This window comes from Actinoallomurus oryzae (genome assembly GCF_039541955.1).
In the GTDB taxonomy this organism is placed as follows: domain Bacteria; phylum Actinomycetota; class Actinomycetes; order Streptosporangiales; family Streptosporangiaceae; genus Actinoallomurus; species Actinoallomurus oryzae.
Genome location: NZ_BAABHF010000048.1, coordinates 232,814 through 258,252 on the forward strand (window position 1 = coordinate 232,814; position 25,439 = coordinate 258,252).

Consider the following 25,439-nt stretch of genomic DNA (forward strand, 5'->3'; position numbering starts at 1 on the left):
GGTGAACAACTCGCCTCAGCCGAGTGTGAAGTCGGCGAGACGGCGAGCGCCCTCCAGCAGGGTGTCGAGGTCGGTGGCCAGGGACAGGCGGACCCAGCCTTCGCCGGAAGCGCCGAACGCCGTGCCGGGCGCGACCGCGACGGCCCGCTTGCGGAGGAGTTCCATCGCGAACGTGTGCGCGTCGTCGGCGCGGTCGGCGATCTCCACCCACATGTAGAAGGCGCCGGCCGGCCGGATGTAGCGCACGCCGAGCCGGTCGAGCAGCGCGGCGAGCGCGTCGCGGCGTTCGCGGTAGGCGTCGCGCATCCGTCGCACCTCGTCCTGCGGTCCGCGCAGCGCGGCGAGCGCGCCGCGCTGGGCGGCGGCGTTCACGCAGGCCACGGTCGGTTCCTGGAGCTTGGCCAGCACCGGTGACAGCACCGGCGGGACGACGGCGTAGCCGACCCGCATCCCGGTCATCGCATAGGTCTTGGAGAAGGTGCCGACCGTGATGACGCGATCCTGCTCGCCGACCGCGGCCGTGCTGGTCCACGTGTCGTCGAACGTGATGGCGTCGTAGCACTCATCGGAGATCACCCAAAGGTCCCGCTCCGCGGCGAACCGCAGGATGTCCCGCAGGCGGCCGGCCGGGGTGATCGTGCCGAGCGGGTTGGACGGCGAGTTGAGGATCAGTACGCGCGTGCCCGCGTCCGCGGCGGCGGCGAGGGCTTCCACGGTCGGCAGGAAGCCATCCTCGGCGCGCAGGTGGTACGGCTGCGCCCGAAGTCCGTGGAGCTGGGCGATCATCGCGAAGTTGGGCCATCCGGGGTCCGGGATCAAAACCCCCTGACCGGGTTCCCCGGCCGCGAGCATCGCGGTGAACAACGCGCCGATGCCGCCGCTGGTCACGATCACCTGGTCCGGGGACACCGTGAACCCGTTGTGGACGGCGATCTTCTCGGCCAGTGCGGTGCGCAACTCGCCGATGCCCGCGTTCGGGACGTACTTCGTCCAGCCGGTGCGGACCGCATCGGCGACGGCCTCGACGATGTGCGCCGGAGTCGGGAAGCTGGGCTCTCCCACCTCCAGGTGGATGCAGTCCGGTGTCGCCCAGGCGAGGTCCATGACCTCACGAATGCCGGATCGTGGCATCGTCGCGGCGGTCGCTGCCGGTACGGACATGTCATTTCCCCCAAATGTCGGCGAACAGGTTCTTCGCGGTGCCACCGAGCACCGCCGCTCGCTCCGTTGCCGTGAGCCCTGGAAGCTGGTGCTCCACCAGGGCCGGCAGCGACGCGTAGCCGGGCACGTCCCGTGTCCACGGGTAGTCCGAGGCCCACATGAGGCGGTCCGCCCCGTACGCCTCGAAGACTTCGCCGACGAGCGGGTCCAGGTCCCGGTACGGGTACGCGCGGTGCGAGAACGCGTACTGCCCGGAGAACATGACCCGGACCTGCGGATGGCGGGCGAGGCGCAGTACGGCGGGCAGCGTCGGCGGAGGCAGGACGGTGTCGAACCGGGGCCGGCCATGCGGGTCGACGGTCATGTTCTCGGGACAGAAGCCCAGATGATTCAGCACGACGGGCAGATCGGGCAACGCCCTCACCGCCTCGGCCAGCAGCGGCAGCTGCTCGGGCGGGGCGTAGAACCACAGCACCGTTCCGGTACGGGCGAGCTCGCGGAGGACGCCGAACGCCGGTGACTCGGTGAGGGGCAGCCGCGGTTCGCCGAGCCAGTTCATGCGCAGGGCCGCGAAGCCCGCGGTCTCGGTCCGCTCACGCAGCCTCGCCACCGGGTCGAGCCCCGGCCGCCGTCCGGTCGTCTCGTCGTCCGCCACCGCGACCGTGACGAAGGTGCCGGGACGGGCGCGCCGGCACTCGGTCACATAGTCGTCCTCGGGGCCGAGCGGCACCAGCACGGCGCGGTCGACACCCGCCGTGGCCATGACGGAGGTCAGGTCCTCGATCGGCGCGGTGCGCTCGGCCGGCGCCAGCTCGTCCACCGTCCGGGGACGGCGCGGCGAGTGCGCGGCGAACACGTGCAGATGGGCATCAATGATCACGAGGCACCGCCGTGTGCGGCCGCGACGGCGCGCCGGGCGCGGTCGGCCAGCCCGTCGAGTGCGCCCGTACGGTCCACCAGCGACGATCCCACGCCGACGGCGGTCGCGCCGGCCGCCAGCCAGTCGCCGATCGCGTCGATCTCCACCCCGCCGGTCGGGACCAGTTCCGCGTGCTCGAACGGTCCTCGCAGCGCCTTCAGGTAGCCGATGCCGAGCGGGCCCGCCGGGAAGAGTTTGAGGAGACGCGCCCCGGCCTGTTGCGCGGCGAGCAGTTCCGTCGGGGTCGTCACCCCGGGGAGCGGAGCCAGCCGGCAACCGATCGCGGTGGTGATGATCAAGGGGTCGGTATGGGGGCACACGACGAACCGCGCGCCCGCGTCCCGCGCGGCCGTGACCTGCGTCGGGCTCAGTACGGTTCCCGCCCCGACGGCGATCGTGCCGGGCATTCTGGCGGCCACCCGTTCCACCGCTGCCAGGGAGTCCGGATGGTCGAGGGTGAATTCCAGCGCGGTCACGCCGGCCTCGGCCAGCGTCTCGGCCACCTCGACCGCATGCCGGTGGTCCCGCAGCCGCAGCACCGCCACGATTCGGCCGGCCCGGATGCGATCCTCGGTCTCGGCGAGCGCCGTCGGACGGCTGGTGTCCACTGGTGTTTCCTCCTCGGTTCGAGACCGTGTCATCGCAGGATCCGGCGGCCGTCGCCGTAGTCCGGGTCCAGTTCGCCGGCCCGCAGCACCCAGCCGTCACCGGGAACGGTGTGCATGTGGGCGCAGGCTCGCGCGGCCACGCCGGCGGCCATGGCCGCGTCCGTCCCGGCGAGTGCGGCCGCGAGGTACGCGGCGGCGGCCACGTCGCCCGCGCCGAACGCGTCGACGACCTCCGCCTCGGCCGGCGCTCCCGTCACCGCCGTGTCCGCCACGACCGTCACCTGGACTCTGACCCGGTCGGGGGCGGGACGCGTGCTGTCGCGCAGCACCACGACCGGGCCGCCCGCCAGGGCGCGGAACTCCTGCGCCAGGCGGTCCGGCTCGCCGGTGCGGCCCAGCACGAGCGCCAGGTCGTGGGCCGAGGCGAAGATGACGTCGGCGAGCGGTGCCATGCGCCGGAACGCCGCCGCGGCCCGATCCGGCGACCACAACCGGGAACGGTGGTTCAGGTCGAAGCTCGTGGTGACGCCGGCCTCCCGAGCGTGGGAGAACGCCTCGGCGAGCGCGTCCTCGGGGCCCTGCCCGAGGGCACAGGTGATGCCGGTGGAGTGCAGCGCCCGCGCGTCGGCAAGAGTCGCGGCCCAGTCGACCTGGCCGGGGGCGAGGCCGCACGCGGCCGACCCGGCGCGGTCGTAGAGCACCTCGGTGGCCCGGGGTTGGGCGCCGGGCTCGACGAAGTACAACCCCTGACGTCCGTCCGTCTCCCAGGCCGCTGAGACGCCGACGCCGAACCGCCGCGCGTGTTCGGCCACCCGCCGCCCGAGGGGATTGTCCGGGAGCCGGGTGACGAACTCGGTGGAGTAACCCAGTTGCGCGAGCGCGATGAGGGCGTTGAGCTCGGCTCCGCCCACCGAGACCTCCAGCGTGCCGGCCTGCTCGAGCCGGAGATGCCCGGGGGTGGTGAGACGGATCAGCGCTTCACCGATTCCGACGACGCGTCCCCGCGAGGGCTGCGGACCTGCGGGGTCCGGCTCCGGTCCAGGGCCCGGCCGGGGGGCGGGGTCCGCAGCGGTGAAGGGAGATGACACTGTCCGTCCTCTTGGCATCGTGGTGGGAAGCGCTCAGTCCTTGCGGGTGAACACCGCGACCGCCGCGACGATCACCGCACCGCGCACGAGGTCCTGGTAGAAGCTCGAGACGTGCAGCAGCGTGAAGGTGTTCTCCACCAGGGCGAGCAGCAGCACCCCGCCCGCGACTCCGACGATCTTTCCGCGGCCCCCGAACATCGAGGTCCCGCCGAGCACGACCGCGGTGATGGCCGAGAGTTCCAGGCCGGTGCCCGCCGACGGGGTTCCGACGGTCGCCTTGCTCGCGAGCATGAAGCCGGCCAGCGCGGCGAGCGCGGAACAGATCGCGTAGCACGTGATGGTGACCCGCGTGACGTTGATTCCCGCGCTGCGGGCGATGGCCGGGTCGCCTCCGGTGGCGTAGATGTGCCGGCCGAGACGGGTACGCGACAGCCCCCAGGCGAGGGCGAGCGCTATCACCAGCACGATGATGAAGATCACGGGGATCGGGCCGACGTTCAGCACGGCGAAGCGGGCCAGATCGTCGGGGATCGCGCCGACCGGGGTGGAGGAGTACGCGTAGGCGATGCCCTCCAAGAGGTAGAACGTGCTGATGGTGACCACGAAGGGCACCATCCGCGCCCTGGTGACCAGGAACCCGTGGAAGACGCCGGTCAGCACGCCGATCAGGAGGACGCCGATGAGGACCGGGGTCACGCGGATCGGGTAGCCGTCGATCAGCCCGGCGGTCAGCACCGCCGTGAGTGTCGCCATGGAGCCGACCGACAGGTCGATGCCCCCGGTGAGGATGACGAGCATCTCGCCCATCGCCACCAAGGCGAGCACGACCGTCTGCGACAGCAGGTTGGCGATGTTCTCCTGGCCGAGGAAGACCCCCGGGTTGCGAACGGCGAGAAAGATCGCCAGCAGGAGGCACACGAGCCAGACGACGGTGCCGTTCGACCCTATCGACGCGAGCCGCCTGCGTGCTTCGTGCGGGCGACCGAGTGCCTGTACGGTCATGAGTCCTCCTTCGTCGGAGGGCGTGACCACAGGGCCGCGTTTTCGATTCCCTCGCTTCGCTCGGTCATGAGTCCTCCTTCGTCGGAGGGCGTGACCACAGGGGCGTGTTTTCGATTCCCTCGCTTCGCTCGGTCATGAGTCCTCCTTCGTCGGAGGGCGTGACCACAGGGGCGTGTTTTCGATTCCCTCGCTTCGCTCGGTCATGAGTCCTCGCTCCCGTGTACGTCGCGGATCATCGGCTCGTGTCCGCTTCCAGCTCGCCGAACGCATGGGACATGACCGTCTCCTCGTCGGCCTGCTCCCCGGCCAGCTCGGCGGTCAGCGCACCGTCGCGGCAGACGAGCACCCGATCGGACAGACCGAGCAGCTCCGGCAGCTCCGAGGAGACCAGGACGGTCGCCAGGCCGGCCTCCCGCAGCGACTGGATCGCCCAGTAGATCTCGGCCTTGCCGCCGACGTCGATGCCGCGGGTCGGCTCGTCGAGCAGCAGGACCTTCGGATCGGTCTCCAGCCACTTGGCGAGGACGACCTTCTGCTGGTTGCCACCGGACAGCTCACCGACGGGCCGGTCGACGCTCGAGGTCCGGATCCGCAGCCGCTCGACCGCGCGTTCGGCCATCGCCCGCTCGGCCGCACGGCCCAGCACCCCGCCACGCCCGATGCGGGAGAGCACGGGAAGCGTGACGTTCGCGGAGATCGGCAGGTCGAGGACGAGGCCGTCGACCTTGCGTTCCTCGGGGACGAGCACGACTCCCTGCCGGATCGCGGCGCGCACCCCGCCTCGGCCCAGGCGACGGCCGTTGATCCGGACCTCTCCGCCGTGAACCGGTTCCAGCCCGGCCAGCGCACGGAGGATGCGGCTGCGTCCCGAGCCGATCAGCCCGGCGAGCCCGACCACCTCGCCCGCTCTGACGGAGAAGCTGATCCCCTCCGGCTCGGTGCCGGGAAGGACCAGCCCGCGGACGTCGAGAACGACGTCTTCCGAAGGTGCGGCCGCCTCCGGGAACGTCTGGTCGACGTCCCGGCCGACCATCTCCCGCACGATGCGGGCCCGGTCGTACTCCCTCGCGGGTCCGCTGGAGACCACCGCACCGTCCCGCATCACCGTCACCCGGTCGGCGATCTCCTCGATCTCGTCGAGCCGGTGAGAGATGTAGATGATCGACACGCCCTGAGCCGTAAGCCGCCGCACCACGGCGAACAGCCGTTCCAGTTCGTCGCCGGAGAGCACCGCGGACGGTTCGTCCAGGATGAGAAGCCGCGCCTGGCGCACCAGGGCCCGAGCGATCTCGAGCAGCTGTCGTTGGGCCACCGAGAGCTCGCCCGCGAGCACGTCGGGGCGGAGGTCGCCGAGCCCGAGCTCGGTCAGCACCTCGGTGACCCGGCGCCGCGACGCGGCCCGGTCGAGGACACCGCGCCGGGCGATCTCCTGACCGAGCAGGACGTTGTCGGCGACCGACAGGTACGGGAGGATGGTGAGCTCCTGGTACACCGCCGCGATGCCCACCGAGAGCGCCTCGGCGGGGCTGTCGAGCTCCAGGGGTTCGCCGCGCCACGACAGGCGGCCCTCATCGGGACGCCGTACCCCGGTGATGATGCTCATCAGGGTCGACTTCCCGGCGCCGTTCTCGCCGACGACCGCCTGTACGCTCCCCTCCTCGCAGGTCAGGTCGGCGCCCTGCAACGCCTTCACGCCGGGGAACGACTTGGTGATCCCGCGCGCCTCCAGCAGCGGCGCCCGTTCAGGCATGCCGCTCACCTCCTCGATCGTGGGCGGTCCGGCTCAGGGACCGCGGCCGGCTCAGCAGACCTTGAGCTTCTTCGCCTCGGCCATCGTCAGCTCGGTGGGGATCCACAGGTTGTCCGTGCAGTCCTTGCGGTAGTACTTGGCGAGCTCGGCGTTGGTGTAGACGGCCGAGTTCACCTCGACGACATTGGCCACCTTCTTGCCCTGCAGGACCGAGACGGCCGTGTCGAGGCAGGTCCTGGTCTGCTCGGGCGGGTAGGCCGACTGCGCGAACTGCACCCCCGAGGCGGTCGAGGCCGCGCGGAGGAAGGCGTTCGAGGAGTCGCCGGTCATCGGCGGGATCTTCTGGTGCGCCGCCTGGTAGGCCTGGATGACGCCGGTCTCACTGACGCCGCTGTCCGTCCAGATCCCGTCCAGGTTCGGGTAGCGGACCGCGAGCTGCGCGGCGACCTTCTTGGCCTCGGTCGGCGACCAGTGCGTGTACTGGCGGGTGACCACCTGGATGCCGGGGTAACCCGCGAAGACCTTCTTCGCCGCCTGGTACTCGTACTCGGTGGTCGGCACGCCCGGGATGCCGGACAGGATCGCGATCCTGCCCTTACCGTTGATCTTCTTCGCCAGCCAGGTGGCCAGCAGCGTGCCCTGCAGCTCATAGGACCGGCCGACCGTCGAGACCACACCCGGCGTGCCGTCGGGCAGGCGCCCGGTGCAGACGACGACCGGTATGTCGCGCTGCGCGGCCTGCCGCACCTGACCCACGACGGAGGAGCCCATCGGCTGCACGATCAGCGCGTCCGGCTTCTGCGCGAGCAGGTCCTGAATGTTGTTCACCTGGGTGCCGGCGTCGCCGTTGGCCGAGGCGTACAGCAGTTTCGCGTGCTGTTTCGCGGCCTCGTTCTTGATGAAGTAGTCGGCCTCCATCGCCCAGGAGTTGGTCGGACCCTGCGACGCATAGGCGATGGTGTACGGGCCGTTCTTCTTGTACTTGCTCGTGTCGACCTGACAGACGTTCGTCTCCGCGGGCCGCAGGCCCGACAGCCCCAGGTTGGCTCCCGCCTTCTGCCAGACGGCGTCGATCTGTTTCTGGGCGGTGGACTTCCCGCCGCAGTCCTGCGCCGCGGCCGAGTTGGAGCCACCGACCTGCCGGGAGGTGCTGCACGCGCTGGCAGCGAGGACGAGAGCGGCGGTCGAGGCGAGCACGGCGAACCGTGAAAGAGCGGGGTTTCGGTGGGCTTTCATGCGATCTCCTTGCTGGGGGACGGTGCCCGGGGCACGCGAGCCGAGGCTCAGCCTGTTTGCGCCGCGGACCGGCCGCGGCCCTGCAACCAGACCGCGCCGAGGATGACGGCACCCTCGATCAGGAGCTGGCCGGCGTTTCCGACGCCGAGCAGCCCCAGGAAGTCGATGAGCACGGCGATCAGCACGACGCCGATCGTCGTCCGGCCGACTCCGCCCTTCCCGCCGGTCAGCGCGGTGCCGCCCACGACGGCGGCGGCGATCGAGTCCAGGTTCAGGTTGTGCGACAGGTAGTTGTCGACATATCCGGTGTAACCGGAGGTCATGAGGCCGGCGATCAGCGCGAGGACGGCACTGATGAGGTACGTGGAGGTGACCACGGCGCGGACCGGCACACCGGAGAGCCGGGACGCGGCGGGATTCGCGCCGGTCGCGTAGACCCGCCTCCCGTACGAGGTGCGGCCGAGCACGAACGCGGCCACGGCCAGCAGCACGACGAAGATCAGGATCGGGGTGGGGACGCCGGCGATGCTCTTGGCCCCCACCCAGCTGAGCCCGGGCGGCACCTGGCCGCTCGGTGAGCCCTTGGTCCAGGCGCTGATGCCGCCCTCGATCAGGGTGAAGGTGGCGAAGGTGGCCACGAAGGGCGGCACCCGGCGGCCCACCACGAGGCCGGCGTTCAGGGCTCCGCCCAGCAGTCCGAGTCCCAGCGCGGCGAGCACCGCGACCGCCAGGGCGTCGTTGTGACCACCGGTGAGCTGCGCCGACACGACCATCGCGAGACCGAGCATCGCCCCCACGGACAGATCGATGCCGGCGACCAGCAGGACGAACGTCTGGCCGATCGCGGCGACGCCGATGAAGCCGATCTGACGGAACAGATCGTTCAGGTTGGCCGAACCGTAGAAGGACGGCGTGAGAATCGCCGCCGCGACCAGCACGATCACGATCCCGCCGAGCGAGGTCACGATCCTCATCCGTGCCCCCGCGAATGACGAGCGGTCCGTGACGCTCTGCGTGGCCGCCGTCATCGGCTGGCCTCCCCGGAGCCGGCCGCCGGAGCGCAGTAGTTCATGACGATCTCCCGGTAGATCCGTACGGCCTGCTCGACCGCGGTGATGGAGACCCACTCGTCGGCGCCGTGGCAGCGGGCCAGCAGGCCGGGTCCGACGGCGGGCAGCGTCGGCAGGCCCGCCAGGCCCTGGAGCCAGGCGGCGTCCGTGGTCCCGGGGAAGACGCTGTCCGCCGGTGCGGTCCCCAGTACCTCGGCCAGTGCCGTACGGGTGGCCTCCGCGACCGGGTGGTCGGCGACGACCTCGGTGCCGTCGAGCCAGTCGCACGGCGGTTCGTCGAAGGCCGCCCGCGCCCGCAGCCGCGGGTTCGCCAGCCGTTCGGCGTCGAGGAACGACTCGAGATCCGCCTCGAAGTCGGCCCGGCTCATTCCGGGCAACAGCCGTACCTCGGCGTCGAAGTGGACCTCTCCCGGGATGACGCCGTACCCGACGCCTCCGCCGATGCGCAGACCTGCGTTGACCGTCGCCTCCCACCCGTGTGGTGCGCCCTCACGAGCAGGCACCCGGGGATCGAACCGGTCCGCGAACGCGGCGAGCAGGCGAGCCGCCTCCACGGAGGCGTTCACCGCGCCGGTCCGCGCGGCGAGGCTCGAATGTCCCTGGTCACCGGTCACGGTGAGGCGCAGCCGGGCGATACCGCGGCTCGCGAGATGCAGCAGGTCCCAATCGGCGTCCAGGCCGCCCGGCTCCCCGATCACCACCGCGTCCGGCCTGGGCACCCCCGCCTCGGCCAGCGCGCCGTCGGCCAGGAACCGCGCGCCGTACGACGCGCCGTCCTCCTCGTCGGCGGTGAACAGCAGGGTCAGTCGTCCGGCGCGCGGGCCGGACGACACCAGCGCGGCCGCCGCTTCGATCATCGCGGCGAGCGCGCCCTTCATGTCGGCGGAGCCGAGACCGTACAGGCGATCGCCGTCGATGGTCGCGCGCATCGGGTCGACGCGCCACTCCGCGTCCCCGACCGGCTTGGTGTCCATGTGCCCGCACAGGCACAGGTGCCGGCCGCCGGGCCCGAAGTCGAGGGTCACCGCGACGTTCGGACGATGCGCGGCGCGACTGATCGTCACCGGCTTCGGGAGGCCGCGGTCCGCGAGCGCACGGGCGATGACCGCCGCCACCGCCGTCTCGTCACCGGGCGGGTTCGGACTCGCGGCGGAGACGAGTTCCGACGTCAACTCGACGACGGACGAGGGGAATCTGCTGCCTGCCATGACGCACTCCGGGGGGAAGTGGACCTCTAGTCCAAACTTCGCGCCACATTAGGGGCGTCATCTAAAAGCAGTCAAGGGTTAACCGTAACGTTTCGCCTGATGAACGCGGGTCTCGATGGCGTCCGCCGACCCGTACGAGGGCATGCGTCATCGCCCGGCGGTGAGGACACCCCCGGGCGGGACGTCAGGACGCTATGCGGGCGGCACGCCGGGCACCTCAGTACTTCGGCGCCCAGTCGTTGCCCTGCCAGGTGGTCAGCCGGCGCGGGTGCAGCCGGAACAGCCAGCGGGGCCGGTCACGGGTGGGATCGAGGTAGGCGGCCCCGTTGCCGCCCAGGTAACGCGACGACATGCGTTCGGCGATCGGCACCCAGGCGCCACCCACATTCGGCTCCTCGACCAGCAGTGCGGTGCACTGGGCGACCACCTTGCGCTGGGTACCGGCCTCGTCGATCGTGATCGCGCATCGGGGATCGCGCTTGAGGTACCGGGCCCACACCGACTTGGCACGCGGGACCACCCACCAGGAGGAGCCGTCCCACTCGTGCCAGCACGGCACGACGTACGGCCATCCCTCGTCGTCGAGGCACGCCAGCCGCGCGATATGAGGTTCGGCCAGGAACGCGGTGATCTCGTCCGACTCCAGCGCGCCGACCTTGCCGCGCCAGCTCTCGTCGCCGTTGTCCGTCTGGGCCATGGTGTTCTCCTTCCGGCCGTCCTGAGGCCGGGCCGCGGGGCTCAACGTCCCGGCCGCCCGGCGAATCCGATCCGGCTCGACAGCTCAAGTCCCGCCTCGGCGACCTTCGGTGCCAGGTCGGCGAGCCGTTCCCGGGTCATCCGGTGGATGGGCCCGGCGACGCTGATCGCCGCCACGACCTCCCCGTTGTGGTCGAACACGGGCGCCCCGGTGCAGCGGACGCCCTCCTCGTTCTCCACGTCGTCGATCGAATAGCCCGACCTGCGAATACGCGCCATCTCGGCACGCAACTCCTCGACGTCGGTGATGGTGTTCTCGGTGAGCCGGGCCAGCCCCTCCGCGATCACCTCGTCGACCAGCGCATCACCGGAGAAGGCCAGCAGCGCCTTGCCCAGGCCCGTGCAGTAGAGCCGGCTGCGCAGCCCGACCCGGGAGAACATTCGCAGCGAGTGCGGACTGTCGATCTTGTCGATGTACAGGGTTCGCGTCCCGTCGACGACGCCGAGGTGCGCGGTCTCACCACTGATCTCGACCAGTCTCTCCAGCAGGTCTCTGGCCAGGGACCGGAGTTCGAGACCGTCGAGGAACGCCGTGCCCCACGCCGCACATCTCGGCCCGAGCCGGTAGACGCCGTCCATCTCACGGATCAGATCCGCGTCCAGCAGCGTGTCGAGCAGTCGCAGGACCGTGCCCTTGGGCAGTTCGGCCTCGCGGACGACGTCGGTGAGCCTGAGACCCTGCGGGGCGGCGGCAAGGAGATCGATGAGCGCGATGCCCTTGACGAGCGCCTTCGCCGAGCCGGTGGCCTCGTTCGAGGTTTTGGACTTAGGGTCCACACCGGCGAAGGTAGCGGTATGTCCGGAATGCCGTCAACCGTGGATCGCGCGCGCGATGGTCCCCTGACCAGGCCGATGGGCGTCGACTCGGGACGCCACTTGTGGATCTACACGACGCCCGGCTCCTCGAGCTGTGCTCGAGAACCCCGAGTGCGCGATCGGCGGCATGAGTGGACGTTCAGAAACCTGACGACAATCGCCCGTCGGCAAGCCATGTGTTGGGTAAAGCTCAATGGGCGACCGGTAATACCAGCGGTCAGCGGACAAGAATTGAGACATACATCCTGTTGCGCGATGCGGCATTTCATGGCCTGCGCGGGTGAAGTCGGCTCACTGTCGACGCTGTGACCTGCTTTTGGTCACTTTCAGTGATGGAGCGATTGCGCGAATTCGCCGGTGAAGGTGGTCCGTTCGGTCTTTCCGTTGCGCGAACCGGAATTTCGTGCCCTCATTGGCAGGCCGATAGCTTCGCATTCATGGAATGGAGCTTTCAGACGGCCGAAGAACTCGTTGCCGCAATGCGCGCCGGTGCGGTGACATCAGTGGAACTGACCGACCAGGCGATCGCCCGCATCGAGCGCGACGATGAGGTGATCAACGCGATCTGCGTGCCGGACTTCGACCGTGCGCGGACCGCCGCACACCGTGCCGACCAGGCACGCGCACGTGGTGAGGACCGGCCGCTGCTCGGCGTTCCGGTGACGGTCAAGGAGTCGTACAACATCGCCGGGCTGCCCACGACCTGGGGCATGCCGCCGCACCGGAACTATATGCCGGCCGAGGACGCGGTACAGGTGTCGCGGCTCAAGGCCGCGGGCGCGGTGGTGCTCGGCAAGACCAATGTGCCGTTGGGGCTGCAAGATATACAGAGCTTCAACGAGATCTACGGCACCACCACCAACCCGTGGGATAGCGGTCGAACGTCGGGCGGATCCTCCGGCGGGTCGGCGGCGGCCCTGGCGTCCGGGTTCGGCGCGCTGTCCATCGGCTCCGACATCGCCGGATCGCTGCGCACCCCCGCGCATTTCTGCGGCGTCTACGCGCACAAGCCGACGCTCGGACTGGCGGCCAACCGCGGTATGGTCCCGCCGTCTGCGCCGGCATTGCCGGTCGACCTCGACCTCGCCGTCGTCGGTCCGATGGCGCGCGCCGCCCGCGACCTCACGCTCCTGCTCGACGTCATGGCCGGACCGGACCCGCTGACGCTCGGCGTGGCGCACCGTCTGGCACTGCCGCCCGCCCGCCACGAGCGGCTCCGCGACTTCCGGGTCTTGGTCCTCGACGAGCATCCGCTCATTCCGACCGGGTCCGCCGTACGGGCGGGCGTGAACCGGGTGGCCGCCGCGCTCGTCGACGGGGGAGCCCGCGTCGAACGGCACAGTCCGCTGCTGCCCGATCTGACCGAAGCCGCGACGCTCTACATGCAGTTGCTGATTTCGGGCTCCGTCGCGCGTTTTCCCATTGAATCGCACGAGCGGCTGCGGACCCGCGTCGCCGGCCTGAGCGCGGACGACCAGAGTCTCGACGCCGAGCGGCTGCGCGCCATGCTGTTCAGCCACGGCGACTGGATGGAGGCGAACAACCGCCGCGAGGTCCACCGCCACGGCTGGCGGCAACTGTTCGCCGAGTTCGACGCCGTGGTGTGCCCGATCACGCCGACACCCGCGTTCCCGCACGACCACAACCCCAACCCGTTGGAACGGCACATCGACATCGACGGCGCCGAGTACCCGTACTTCGACCAGCTCGTCTGGGCCGGCCTGGCCACCATGCCCGGCCTGCCCGCCACCGCCATACCCGCGGGCCGGTCCCCCGAGGGCCTGCCGGTCGGAGTGCAGCTCATCGGTCCGATGTTCGAGGACCGCACCCCGCTGCGGCTGGCCGAACTGCTCGAGCAGAAGACCGGCGGCTTCCAGGCACCGAAGTAAGACGTACCGGCCGGCTGGCCGGGATACGGCAAGGCCCCCCACGAGAAGACCCTCAAGCGGCTTGGCCGACAATTCGATTCGTAGGCGTTGCCGTACTCCGCTGCTGTACGGACACCAAAAAGCCCCCTTCCATGATTGGAAGGGGGCTTTGAGCCGGTCGGGGTGGCGGGATTTGAACCCACGACCTCTTCGTCCCGAAGCAACTCAGATGAGTAGATCTAGGTCGAGCTAAGTCGAAGGGGGAGCTCCTCACCTGCGACTTCGCCCTGAGGGAGTCGCGGTGGGTCGAGGGTGGCCGGAAGTCATTGGCTCCCCTGATTGGCTCCCCTGCGGCTCCCTCCCCGGGCGGGAGAGGAGTCCCCATGACAAGCGAGAACATCGAGAACGCGCCGCGGTTCCCCGAAGGATGCACCGTGCTGGCCTGGTACCCGCCGCTCGGCGCCGAGGAGCGTGACCGGAGTGCGTGGGCGTGGCTGCCCGGTTCGATCGTGAGCCGGTGCGGCGAGGACGAGTGGTGCGTCGTCGTAGAGGCCGCCGATTTGGCCGAACCTGACCCGAATATCCCCCACGGGGATGCGCCGGAGAACCTCCTCTATCCGCTTTGCTTCCGCGACTCCAGCGAGTTACGCGCCGTCAGCGCCGAGGAGTGGTCGCGGGCGCGTGGCGAGGAGGCCTGGTGATCGACAGGCTCATCCGCGTCACGACGGCCTTGGCGGTGATGGCCGTCGCCGTGATCGCCGCCGTCATCTCCTATCGCCACGCGTACGAGTTAGTGGTCGCACACGGCGAGGCTGGTCTCACGGCACGGCTGGTCCCGCTGACCGTGGACGGCGTCATCTGGGCCGCCTCGATGGTGATGCTCGACGCCAACCGCCGGCACCAGCCGGTACCAGCACTGGCCAAGTGGAGCCTCGGCGTCGGCATCGTCGCCACCATCGGTGCCAACCTGGTACACGGGCTGGGACATGGACCGGTCGGCGCCCTGGTCAGCGCCTGGCCCGCCGTGGCACTCGTCGGCTCGTACGAACTGCTCATGGCCCTCATCAGAGTCGAGCACCATATCATTGCTAAACCGGTCGTAGACCAACCCGAGAGCCACACTGTGCCAACCGCTGAAACCGACGTACCGCCCGAGCCAGTTGAGGCGCCGACGCTGGAGCAAGTGGTACGAGCACGGCACGACGCGGGTAACAGCCAAAGAGCCATCGCACGCGAACTCAACATCGACCGTCGCAAAGTGAAGCGGATCATCGAGCAAGCCGCGTGAGTGGAAATCCCTGCGCACTTCCTACCTAGGCCTAGGGACTTCATGCACCCGTCTCTCGGCTGACCCAGCGGGCACACCGCGTCTATGTCGGCTGCGTTGCCGTCGGCAACGGCCTCCTACAGCGCTCTGACGGCGAGAGGTAGAGTTTCGGCGTGTCGCAGGATGGGGTTTTGATCTGATCCAAGTGGCCAGTTTCGGAGCTGCGGTCCGGACGGGTGGTATGTGATGGTCGGTGGACATTGACCCCTCCGAGCAACCTGGCGCACCTCCCGACTCAGCCAGCGTCCCGCGTGTCGATCGTGATGGGGATGCTGCGGTCAAAGCGATGCGGGACGGGGTGTGGGCGCGGACGCGCCGATGGCTGGCTGGGCCGGGGACGCATCGGTGGTCGCCGCGGGCGTTGATGGTGATGATGGCGACGGGCGCGTATGCGCCACTGCTCATCTCTGGGAACACCGACTCGGCGCTGCTGGTTACCGGGGCGGCGACCGCGTCGGTGGGTGCGAATGTGATCACCGAGATCTTGCAGGACGGCGTCGAGTATCTCCGCGGGCATGAGCCGAGCCTGGCCGAGATCGAGGAGTGGCTGGCCGAGCGATTCGAACAGGTGCTGGAGGCCGGCGACAGTCGGGCCGTGGTTCTGCAGGGACAACTCGCGTTGATCTTCGATGCTATCGGCGCATCGCAGACCGCATCGCGTGCCGCTATCGAGCACGGCGATCGGGTCCTGCAGACCGAACTCGCCACCGGGCTAGCCGGTCTGGGAGAACGGTTCGACGATGTCGGCGCCGCGTTGGCGGGGGCGCATCTCAAGCTTGACCGGATCCATTGCAACCTCGACGTCCTGACCGCCGCCCAGCAGACGGCAGCCGATCGAGGGCAGACAAGCAACACGATCAACGGCGATCACCTCACCAACGCCGTGCAGGTCGGCACGGTCCACGGCGACATCACCATCGGTGCCCAGGCCCAGCCGCCGTCCCCGTCGGCCAGCCCGGTCGGGCTATTCCTGGCTCAACTGGCTGACCCGTTCGCGCTGGAGGTCCACCGGCCGGTCGAGCTCCAGAACCCACCCGTGGGCCTAGGCGTGCTCCCGGCCTATGTTCCGCGTGAACACGACGCGCGCTTGGCGCAGGTCGTGCGTGAGGTCGTTGCGGGCGAGAGCCGTATCGCGGTACTGGTGGGCGGGTCCTCGACCGGGAAGACCCGGGCCTGCTGGGAAGCCCTCGGCCCACTACGGGAGCGTCCCGAACCGTGGCGGCTGTGGCATCCGATCCACCCGACCCCGGCCGAGGCTGCGCTCGCTGCTCTGGACCAGGTCGGCGCTTACACGGTGATCTGGTTGAACGAAGCCCAGTTCTACCTCGACACCGGCACCAACGGCTTGGGAGAACGCCTCGCCGCCAGCCTGCGGGACCTACTCCGCGATGTCGGCCGAGGCCCGGTGTTGATCCTGGCCACGTTGTGGCCAGAGTACTGGACCGCCCTGACGACCCCCGCCAAACCAGACGTCCATGCCCAGGCCCGGGAGCTGTTGGCTGGGCAGGCGATCACCGTCCCGGACGCCTTCACCCCTGAGGACCTGCGCGCGCTGTCCGCACAAACGGGCCAGGACCCGCGGCTCGCCGAAGCCGCCGATGATGCCCGGGACGGCCAGATCACCCAGTACCTGGCTGGGGTCCCTGTCTTGATGGACCGCTACGACAAGGCGAGCCCGGCAACCGCGGCGTTTATCCATGCCGCGATGGACGCCCGTCGGCTCGGTTGCGGACCCCACCTGCCCTTGGCCCTGCTGGCCGCAGCCGCTCCGAGCTACCTGACCGACGCCCAGTGGGACCAGACCGCAGATGACTGGCTGCAAAGCGCTCTGGACTACGTCGCGACGCCGTGCAACGGCATTCCCGGCATCCTCACCCCGATTAAGCCTGGGCCAGCTCGCAATCGACGCCCTACATCGGCGGGTTCCCTCTCTCGGCAGGGCCCCGAACCGATGCCGGGGCAGCAGTATCGGCTCGCGGACTACCTCGACCAACACGGCCGCTTGCACCGCGCCGAGCACATTCCACCGATCGGCTTCTGGACGGCCCTGGCCGCCCACGCCGACGCAACCGATCTGCGTGCGCTCGGTGATGCCGCCTGGGGACGGGGCCTTTCTCGCGACGCAGCCCAGCTCTATAAGAACGCCACGGCCCTTGGCGACGGTGCCGCTGCCGTGAAACTCGTCCGGCTTGTGGAGGAGCTCGGCTCCGCCGACCGCCAGGCCGCCGAATGGGCCGCCGCTCGAGTGGCGCTCGATAACCCTCTCCACGTCGGACGGCTGCTGAGGGCCCTGCGCAGGGTAGAGGCGAAGGAGCAGGTGGCGGTGTTGCTGGCGCGTGATCCCGCCGCCAACGTTTCACTCGATATCCCGTTCCGCGTGGGCCAGCTGCTAGTTGAGCTGCGTGAGGTGGGTGCAGTAGAGCAGGTGGCGGTATTGCTGACGCGTGATCCCGCCGCCAACGTTTCACTCGATAACCCGTTCCGCGTGGGCGAGCTGCTGCTGAGCCTGCACGCTGTGGAGGCGGAGGAACAGGTAACGGCGCTGGCGCGACGCGCCGCGGCTCACGTCGCGCTTGAGGACCCGCATAGCGTGCGTCGGCTGCTGGATGCACTGCGTGAGGTGGGTGCAGTAGAGCAGGTGGCGGTGTTGCTGGCGCGTGAACCCGCCGCCAACGTTCCACTCGACAATCCTTACCACGTGGGCAAGCTGCTGCTGAGCCTGCACGCTGTGGAGGCGGAGGAACACGTGACGGCGCTGGCGCGACGCGCCGCGGCTCATGTCGCCCTTGGAGACCCGCATGGCGTGGATTGGCTGCTGGAAGCGCTGCGTGAGGTGGGTGCAGTAGAGCAAGTGGCGATGATCGTCCAACGACTGCCGGCGGCCGGAGGTTTTCCCAACTTCATCCTGTTCGGTACGAATCGCGAGCGATTCACATTCGGACGAGAGCCGGACGGAAGCGTTGCCGCAGCTTGGACCTGGGCCGATCTGATTTGACCAGAATGGGGCGTGCGGGTCGACGAGGTCGGCCGCAGAGCCTGTCTACTCGGTGCGGGTTTGTACGGGGAAGTGCTGGACGCGCTGCTGAAGTCGCGGCTCATCCGCATCACCACGGTTCCGACGGTGATGGCCGTTGCCGTGTTCGCCGCCGTCATCTCCTACCGCCACGCGTACGAGTTGGTGGTCGCACACGGCGAGGCCGGTCCCCCGGCGCGTCCGGTACCGCTGACCGTGGACGGCCTTATCTGGGCCGCCTCGATGGTGATGCTCGACGCGAACCGCCGGCGCCAGGCGGTACCAGCGTTGGCCAAGTTGAGCCTCGGCGTGGGGATCGTCGCCACCATCGGTGCCAACCTGGCGCACGGCCTGGGGCATGGACCGGTCGGTGCCCTGGTCAGCGCATGGCCCGCCGTGGCGCTGGTCGGCTCTTACGAACTGCTCATGGCTCTCATCAGAGCCGAGCACCGCACCACTGTGAAACCGGTCGCAGACCGACCTGAGAACCACGCTGCGACGACGGCTGAACCCGACGTACCACCCGATCCAGCCGAGACACCGACATTGGAGCAAGTGGTACAAGCGCGGCACGATGCGGGCGACAGCCAAAGAGCCATCGCACGCGAACTCAACATTGACCGCCGCAAAGTGAAGCGGATCATCGAGCAACCCGCGTGAGCGGGGGCGGAAGTCCCTGCGCACTACCGACCTGGGTGCAGGGACTTCTTGAATTCGTCTTCGGCTGATGCCACGCGGCATCTACCAGCTGCGCCGCCTGGGCTGCACGAGCGGCTCAGCGTAGGCATCGGTGCTCACTCCGCCCGCGTTGGCGTGAGGGATTTACTCCAGCGTAGCCAACGGCGTGATCGAGCCGGTGAAGACTCGCTCTTCGCCTATCAAGGGCGCCCCGCTACGCGGGATGCCGGGCAGCCCCAGAAACCCTCGACCGCGCCTGGGACCTCTACCTCGGCCACCGACCACCAATCCTCGAGAAACTTGCGTCGCGGACCACCTAGCCACTGACGGCAAGGCAGGTAGCAGAGTGGGGCCGGCCACAGCTTGGACGTCCTGCTTTGGGCCTATGCCCAAGTGCATGGTCGGTCAGGACCGGTAAGGGACCGGATCGCCATCGCCCTAAAGGAGTAAGGGGAGGCTTGAGTCGGTTCGCAAGTAGACACTCCCCGGCTCGGTCCCACGCTCGGGAGGGGCCGTGTGACCGTCCGCCGATGTAACCGAACTGCGTCTCATTCAAATCCTGTCGCTATTGACGTGGAAATGACTACGACAGCTCCGCGGTGCGACCGATGCATGGCCGGCGCTGGAGGATTCACCGTTGGGTCGTCAGTGCCGCATGTCGCTAGCGGTAGTCCCTACTGTAGGCCGTAAACCGTGTGAGGCTGCCGCTCGTCATATATAGCGGGTGTTTCCATGTATTCGCGCAGGTGGCGGCAGCTTCATCACATTGTGATCTATATGGCCTTCAGTCGACGAAGTGGTGTCGCGAGACTTGTGGGGGTTGTAGGTCAGGGAGAGGGGGGCCAGTGGGGTCGTCGGATGCACATGATCCAAGGTTGCTGCGACCCGACGCGCGAGTGATGTTTCCTGGACATACTTCGCCAGTGACCCTGCTTCAGGTGAAGCCTGGGCCCTTCTGGGATTTCGTGTACCGAAGTGCGGCCGGCCGTCTCGATGAGATCACGCTGGCCGAAGATGAGCTTTCGCTGGTCCAGGTCATCGATTCCGGGGACGCACGGGCATTCGATGGCGATCCTGTGGGGTTCCGTCTTGGAGTTGAAGCGCGTCGGATCAGTATCGGCTTCCAGCATGATATGGCCGCATTGGCGGTGTCCAATATCGCCCCACTGCCACACCAGCTGGAGGCGGTCTACGGGCACTTCCTTGAGCAGCCGCGGCTTCGATTCTTGCTGGCTGACGACCCGGGCGCTGGTAAGACGATCATGGCGGGGCTCTACATCAAGGAACTCCAGCTGCGCCGAGCGGCCGACCGGATCCTGATCGTCACGCCGGCTAACCTGCGTCCGCAGTGGCAGCGGGAGTTGGCGGACCGATTCAATGTCGACGCGGTCCAGTTCGACCGCGCGGTGTTCGACGCCGTCCCTACGCAGAACCCTTGGGACGTCCACGACATCGTGATTGTTTCGCGGGACTTCCTGAAAACCGAAGATGTCGCCGCTACCTTCGCCGCTGCGGAGAAAGAGTGGGACTTGGCGATCATCGACGAGGCTCATGGGTTCACTCTCCAGGTCGACCGCAAGGGGCTGGTGTCGAAGAAGTCCGATCGATACAAGGCCGCTGAACAGATCGCGACCAAGGCGCATCGCCTGATACTGCTGACGGCGACGCCCCACTCGGGTCGGAACGAGTCCCTTTGGGGCTTGCTGCGCCTCCTGGATGCCGATGCCTACGGCGACCGCTGTCCCCAAAACATAGAGCTCAATCCGCGGCACTACTCCAAGACTTCCAAAGAGCAGATGGTCGACCTACGAGGCGAGAAGCTGTTCAAGCGCCGCCACCCGCATACGGTTGGTTATGAACTTTCAGGTGCTGAGTGGGCGTTGTATGAGGCCGTCACCAACTTCGTCTCCAAAGAGCTCGCAGAGATTCGGGGGGAGGGTGCCCGCTCTACCGCTGGGTTCGCTCTGACCACCATGCAGCGTCGGCTCGCGTCGTCGGTACGGGCGATCCGCCGCACGCTGGAACGGCGAATTGATCGGCTGGAGAAAGCACTGGACGACCCGGCCGAGTACCTGCGCCGGCGTCGCGATTTCCGTGAATCGGCCCTCGCCTCTGGTGACGACGTCTCTGACCTCAGCGAGGAGGAGATCTGGAGGCGCGAGGAGAGAGCACTTGAGGAGTGGCTGCCGGAGACCGAGGCAGAGCTGGAGATGGAACTCGAGGCACTCGGTCCGCTGTTCGCTCAGGCCCAAGAGGTCGAGCAACAGGGAAGCGAGCGAAAGCTCACCGAGCTCCTAGACCTGGTCGCCAAACAGGGCTTGCGTGATGACCAGACTAAGAAGCTGCTGATCTTCACCGAGCATAAGGACACCCTGGATTGCCTGGTCGACAGGCTGTCGGGAGACTTCGAGGTCGCAGTCATCCACGGTGGACTCAAGCTTGCCGAAAGGATCGAGGCGGAGCGGTACTTCCGGGAGCGTGCCCAGATCATGGTCGCTACCGAGGCGGCAGGCGAGGGCATCAACTTGCAATTCTGTCACCTCATGGTCAACTACGACATCCCGTGGAATCCTAATCGGCTGGAGCAGCGGATGGGGCGTATCCACCGGATTGGCCAGACCGAAGATGTTCACATCTTCAACCTGGTGGCTACCAACACGCGTGAGGGCAAGGTTCTGGAGACTTTGCTTCGAAAGCTCAAGCGAATGAGTGAGTCGCTGGGTGACCCTGTCTTCGATGTCATCGGCGAGGTTTTCGCCGATTATCGATTGCGGGATCTACTGGAAAGCGTCATTGCTGGCAGCCTCACCCCGGACGAGGCTGCCGATACCTTCGGCGCGGATCCCGATGAGTTCGACGCCGACACAGTCAAGCGAGCCCAAGAACTTCTCGACCGCGCGCTGGCGACCGCGCACATCGACTGGCAAGCCGAGCGGGACCGTGCGAACCGAGCCGAGGAACGCCGCCTCCCTCCGCACTACCTGGAACGTTTCTTCCGCGATGCCATCGTGTACGCGGGTGGCCAGGTGGCCGATCGGCTCGACCCGGGCACGCTGCGAGTTACACGCACGCCCGACATCCTTGTAGCGCGTTCGCGGGTCGGCGATGCCACCCGCCTGATCGCGCCGGAATACCGGCGTTTGACCTTCGACAAAACCGTGGCCATGCGACCAGCTACGGCGGACATTGAGCAGGGTGCGCCGCCAGCCGAACTGTGCGGCCCAGGGCATTCGCTCTTCGATGCTCTGGTCGACTACATCATCGAGCGAACCGAGGCTGATCTCGTTCGCGGCGCGGTCTTCCATGACCCTGATCTGGACTCACCCGCGCTGCTGCACGTTCTCACCGGAGACGCAGTGGACGGCAACGGAGACGTGGTCCACCGCTCGCTGGCCACCATCACCGAGCAGCCAGCGGGGTGGGACGCCTCCCGCCGTTTCCTGTACGACCTCGTCCCCGCGGAGTACAGAGTTCCAGTCGTAGAGCCTACGGAGCTCGATGATGTCGATCAGCTCGTGGGCTGGGCCCGGAAGAACGTCTTCGAGGACCGCTACCGGCAGGCCAAGGCCGAACGAGAGCAAGTCGCCAACGTCCAAGAGGACTTCCTCGAAAGGTCATTCCGCGCGGTTCTAGCGAGGCAGGACCAGGAGATTCTCGAAATCGATGACGAGGTGGCACGGCGACTACCCGGTGCTGAGGGACGGCTTCGCAAGGCAGAGCTGGCCAAGGCCCAGACGCAAGAGCGCCGTAGCCTGCGCCTTGGTGAGGCCCTACGCGGCCGCAATGTCCGTCGCGGTCCGGTGCGCATATTGGCAAGTTGCCTGATCACTCCGCACCCTGCCACCGTCGAGCGCCGCAGCGATGGCGATCGTGCCGGACTGAGCAACGCGGAGGTCGAGCACATCGCCGTCCAAGTCTCGATTGACCACGAGAACGCAAGCGGCGCCATCCTCGTTAAATCCGTCGAAGCAGACAACGTTGGATTCGACCTGTTGTCGGTTCGGGGTATCAGCCGACGCTGTATCGAGGTTAAGGGCCGTGCTGGCATAGGCGGTGTCGAGCTCACCTGGTCAGAATACGCCAAGGCGGTTGAGCTCAGCGATGACTATTGGCTGTACGTCGTCCTAGACTGTGCCACGAGCAACCCGCGGCTCTATCGGGTGCAGAACCCGGCCAAGGCCCTGATCGACAGCATCCAGCCCCATCTGGATGTGCGTTTCGGGGTCGCCCCCCAGCCAGTGATCGACGCCGCAGAGGTCTCGTGAACCATACCCTGATCGAAGAACAGATCCCACTCGCCGAAGTCAACAAAGAGTCCGCTCGAGAAAAACACCTTCGGCACGGCCACATCTCCACCATGCACCTGTGGTGGGCGCGTCGCCCCCTCGCGATGTCGCGGGCGGTAGTGTTCGCCAGCCTCGTTCCAGATCCCGGTGAAGACGGTCGCCGCAAGCAGTTGCTCCACGCCATCGCAATGGCAGCGCCCTTCGCTAAAGCCAATAGTGACTCCAGCTACATGAGGTCGCTTCGTGCTGCCCTGGAAGCGGCCTGGCCGGACCGGAAACCGAAAGTCCTGGACTGCTTTGCCGGCGGAGGCGCGATCCCACTGGAGGCCGTAAGGCTCGGCTGTGATGTAACCGCCACCGACATCAATCCCGTCGCCCACCTTATCCAGCGCTGTGTCTTGGAATATCCGGCGATTTATGGTGCTCAGGATGAAAACGGCGACAGACCCTTCGTCGATGATTTCGTGCGCTGGGCCGATTGGGTCCGTGACCGCGCCGATGAGTACCTGACCGAGGTCTACCCCAGCGCTGGCAGTGCGCGCAGAGTGGCAGCCTACTTCTGGGCTCGGACCATTCCGTGCGCCGACCAAAGCTGTGGACGGACGATACCGATCATCTCCTCACGTAAGCTCGCAGACTCCACTCGCCGTAAGGTTCGCGTCGAGTATGAAGTGAAAACTGACCGGATCGAGTTGCGCCTAGCCGAGGGGAAACCCAAGGACGGCGTCGACTGGGCACGAGGCACCAAGACCAGCCGGGGATCAAGTGTCACTGTAACCTGCCCGGTCTGTGACACATCCTGGCCGGACAAGGAATTGCGTGCCTATGCCCGCGAGCACGGATTCGGCCAGTACCTGTATGCGGTCATGGAGGGCGGGAAAGGTGGTCGCTCTTACCGTGAACCCTCCGCTGCCGAGCTCGATTCGGTAGCTCGGGCAGCCAAGCTCCTGGAGGGGCTGGACGAGTATCCAGAAGGTACCACAGCAGTTCCCGATGAAGACCTCGTTAGGTCTCAGTATCGCCGGTACCCCAACCTCACCTACGGAATCGACACCTGGGCCAAGATGTTTACTCCGCGGCAGCAGTATGTGCTGGCGGTTCTCGCCCAGACAGTACGAGCAGCCCACCAGCAGATGCTGGATGATGGGATGGCGTCAGACCGAGCTAAGGCCTTGGCCACCTATCTCGGTCTTGCAGTCGACCGAATCGCTGACTACGGCTCTACCTTTGTCACATGGGTGCCGTCAGGCGAGTTTGTCACTCATACGTTCCCTCAACAGTCTGTCAGAATGTCGTGGGACTTCACGGAGATTGATCCCCTCGCTAATGGGCCAGGCAATTGGAGCGGGGCCATTGACTGGATTAGGCAGGCCCTTGTGCATTGCTGCAATGCGACGGCGGGGAATCCAGCAAAGGTGCAGCGGGCAAACGCGCAAGAGCTTCCATTCCGTGATGGTGAGTTCGATGCTGTGATAATTGACCCGCCGTACTATGACGCGTTCCAGTATGGCGACCTTTCGGATTTCTTCTACGTCTGGCTGAAGCGGAGCATAGGCCATCTCTATCCGGAACTATTCCTGACGCCACTTACGCCCAAACGGGCGGAAGTGATCGAGAACCGCGCTGATAAGAACTCTCCGGACTACATTTCGCATGAGGAGTTCGAGCGGCGTCTGCAGAGCGCGCTCAGCGAGGTCGCCCGGGTGGTGAACGACGACGGTGTCGTAGCTCTTGTGTTTGCGCACACCGATGTAAAGGCCTGGGAGCGGCTGCTCCAAGGCCTCCGAGGTGCGGAGCTGATCGTCACGACGTCCTGGCCGATGCAGTCTGAGCGAGAGGGGCGGTCGACCGCTAACGTCGGCGCGGTGCTGGGCTCCTCGGTGGTGCTGGTATGCCGAAAGGCCAAGGCGCGCGATGAGGGCTTTTATGACGACGTGGTCCGTGAGCTCGACGCGCGACTTGAAGAGCGTCTGGCTACCTTCGAGGAGATGCAGCTTACGGGCGCCGATTACTTCGTCTCCGCAGTCGGCCCAGCCTTCGAGGTCTTTGCCCGCTACTCCCAGGTCGTTCGGCTGTCTGGCGAGAAAGTTGAGGTCGATCACCTCATGGTGCTGGCACGCCAGGCCGTTGCCCGGCACGCGATGCGACGGTTGCTCGGCGGCGAGTCACTGACCAGGTTGGACGACCAGTCGTTGTTCTACCTGACCTGGCGTTGGGCCTATGACGGCGCGCCGATTCCCGCTGACGAGGCATATATGCTTTGTCGGGCGTTCGAATTGGACCTTGATGAATTGATACATCATGGATTGGTGAAGAAGCAGGGCTCCGGCGGAGACGTCACCTACTGGCTACTCGGGCCAGGAGATCGCAAACATACCCAGCTCGGCGAGTCCGCCAATCTCGTCGACGTGATGCACGCCGCTTGCCGACTCCACGAACAGGGGCGTCGCAATGAGCTTGTTGAACTCCTGGGCGTGACTGGCGCTGGAAACGAGCCAGGATTTTGGGCGATGGTCGCCGCCGTGACCGAGGCGCTTCCGGACAGTGATCGGGAACGGACCATGCTGCTAGGGCTGGCCGGCAATCGCGAAGGCCTGTCCGAGGCCGCCGCCAAGCACACAGGTCCGTTCTCGGGCCAATTGTTCTGAACGGA

The 25,439-nt window shown here is 67.4% G+C and carries 18 protein-coding genes; 7 read left to right on the forward strand and 11 right to left on the reverse strand.

Annotated features, from left to right (window positions below):
• Positions 1–15 precede the first annotated feature (15 nt).
• The 11 genes from ABEA10_RS40645 to ABEA10_RS40695 all read right to left on the reverse strand — a co-directional run bounded on the left by ABEA10_RS40645 (position 16) and on the right by ABEA10_RS40695 (position 11,575).
• The gene (locus ABEA10_RS40645; RefSeq protein ID WP_345473319.1) at positions 16–1,161 is read right to left on the reverse strand and encodes a pyridoxal phosphate-dependent aminotransferase; all 1,146 of its coding nucleotides are present in this window, start codon (positions 1,159–1,161) and stop codon (positions 16–18) included.
• Between the two features lies 1 nt (position 1,162).
• The gene (locus ABEA10_RS40650; RefSeq protein WP_345473321.1) at positions 1,163–2,041 is read right to left on the reverse strand and encodes an amidohydrolase family protein; all 879 of its coding nucleotides are present in this window, start codon (positions 2,039–2,041) and stop codon (positions 1,163–1,165) included.
• Entirely contained in the window at positions 2,038–2,688 is a 651-nt protein-coding gene (locus ABEA10_RS40655) for a bifunctional 4-hydroxy-2-oxoglutarate aldolase/2-dehydro-3-deoxy-phosphogluconate aldolase (RefSeq protein ID WP_345473323.1), read from the reverse strand. Before ABEA10_RS40655 ends, ABEA10_RS40650 begins: the two co-directional genes overlap by 4 nt.
• Positions 2,689–2,717: 29 nt before the next feature.
• Entirely contained in the window at positions 2,718–3,776 is a 1,059-nt protein-coding gene (locus tag ABEA10_RS40660; RefSeq protein ID WP_345473325.1) for a sugar kinase, read from the reverse strand.
• Between the two features lie 33 nt (positions 3,777–3,809).
• Positions 3,810–4,778 carry an ABC transporter permease gene (locus tag ABEA10_RS40665; protein WP_345473327.1) on the reverse strand — a complete coding sequence of 323 codons (969 nt, stop codon included), beginning with the start codon at positions 4,776–4,778 and terminating at the stop codon, positions 3,810–3,812.
• Between the two features lie 232 nt (positions 4,779–5,010).
• A complete protein-coding gene (locus tag ABEA10_RS40670; RefSeq protein ID WP_345473329.1) occupies positions 5,011–6,528 on the reverse strand; it encodes a sugar ABC transporter ATP-binding protein in 1,518 nt (505 codons plus the stop codon).
• 51 nt (positions 6,529–6,579) lie between these two features.
• Positions 6,580–7,764 carry a substrate-binding domain-containing protein gene (locus tag ABEA10_RS40675; RefSeq protein ID WP_345473331.1) on the reverse strand — a complete coding sequence of 395 codons (1,185 nt, stop codon included), beginning with the start codon at positions 7,762–7,764 and terminating at the stop codon, positions 6,580–6,582.
• Positions 7,765–7,811: 47 nt separating this feature from the next.
• On the reverse strand, positions 7,812–8,738 hold the full coding sequence (locus tag ABEA10_RS40680; RefSeq protein ID WP_345473333.1) for an ABC transporter permease: 927 nt from the start codon (positions 8,736–8,738) through the stop codon (positions 7,812–7,814).
• A gap of 50 nt (positions 8,739–8,788) precedes the next feature.
• Entirely contained in the window at positions 8,789–10,042 is a 1,254-nt protein-coding gene (locus tag ABEA10_RS40685) for a M20 family metallopeptidase (RefSeq protein WP_345473335.1), read from the reverse strand.
• Between the two features lie 217 nt (positions 10,043–10,259).
• Positions 10,260–10,739, reverse strand: a complete 480-nt coding sequence (locus tag ABEA10_RS40690) for a pyridoxamine 5'-phosphate oxidase family protein (RefSeq protein WP_329248259.1) — start codon at positions 10,737–10,739, stop codon at positions 10,260–10,262.
• Positions 10,740–10,780: 41 nt separating this feature from the next.
• A complete protein-coding gene (locus ABEA10_RS40695) occupies positions 10,781–11,575 on the reverse strand; it encodes an IclR family transcriptional regulator (protein WP_345473339.1) in 795 nt (264 codons plus the stop codon).
• Positions 11,576–12,051: 476 nt separating this feature from the next.
• Between ABEA10_RS40695 and ABEA10_RS40700 the strand changes: the two genes are divergently transcribed.
• The 7 genes from ABEA10_RS40700 to ABEA10_RS40730 all read left to right on the forward strand — a co-directional run bounded on the left by ABEA10_RS40700 (position 12,052) and on the right by ABEA10_RS40730 (position 25,434).
• Positions 12,052–13,503: an amidase gene (locus ABEA10_RS40700; RefSeq protein WP_345473341.1), complete on the forward strand. Its 1,452-nt coding sequence runs from the start codon at positions 12,052–12,054 to the stop codon at positions 13,501–13,503.
• A 362-nt stretch (positions 13,504–13,865) separates the two neighbouring features.
• Complete coding sequence (locus ABEA10_RS40705; protein WP_345473344.1) at positions 13,866–14,183, forward strand: hypothetical protein; 318 nt, start codon at positions 13,866–13,868, stop codon at positions 14,181–14,183.
• Positions 14,180–14,770: a DUF2637 domain-containing protein gene (locus tag ABEA10_RS40710; RefSeq protein ID WP_345473346.1), complete on the forward strand. Its 591-nt coding sequence runs from the start codon at positions 14,180–14,182 to the stop codon at positions 14,768–14,770. The genes ABEA10_RS40705 and ABEA10_RS40710 overlap by 4 nt, the downstream gene beginning before the upstream one ends.
• 403 nt (positions 14,771–15,173) lie before the next feature.
• Positions 15,174–17,804 carry a hypothetical protein gene (locus ABEA10_RS40715; RefSeq protein WP_345473348.1) on the forward strand — a complete coding sequence of 877 codons (2,631 nt, stop codon included), beginning with the start codon at positions 15,174–15,176 and terminating at the stop codon, positions 17,802–17,804.
• A 12-nt stretch (positions 17,805–17,816) separates the two neighbouring features.
• Positions 17,817–18,482: a DUF2637 domain-containing protein gene (locus ABEA10_RS40720; RefSeq protein ID WP_345473350.1), complete on the forward strand. Its 666-nt coding sequence runs from the start codon at positions 17,817–17,819 to the stop codon at positions 18,480–18,482.
• Positions 18,483–19,423: 941 nt separating this feature from the next.
• Positions 19,424–22,765: a helicase-related protein gene (locus ABEA10_RS40725; protein ID WP_345473351.1), complete on the forward strand. Its 3,342-nt coding sequence runs from the start codon at positions 19,424–19,426 to the stop codon at positions 22,763–22,765.
• A complete protein-coding gene (locus tag ABEA10_RS40730) occupies positions 22,762–25,434 on the forward strand; it encodes a DUF1156 domain-containing protein (protein WP_345473354.1) in 2,673 nt (890 codons plus the stop codon). Before ABEA10_RS40725 ends, ABEA10_RS40730 begins: the two co-directional genes overlap by 4 nt.
• Positions 25,435–25,439 lie beyond the last annotated feature (5 nt).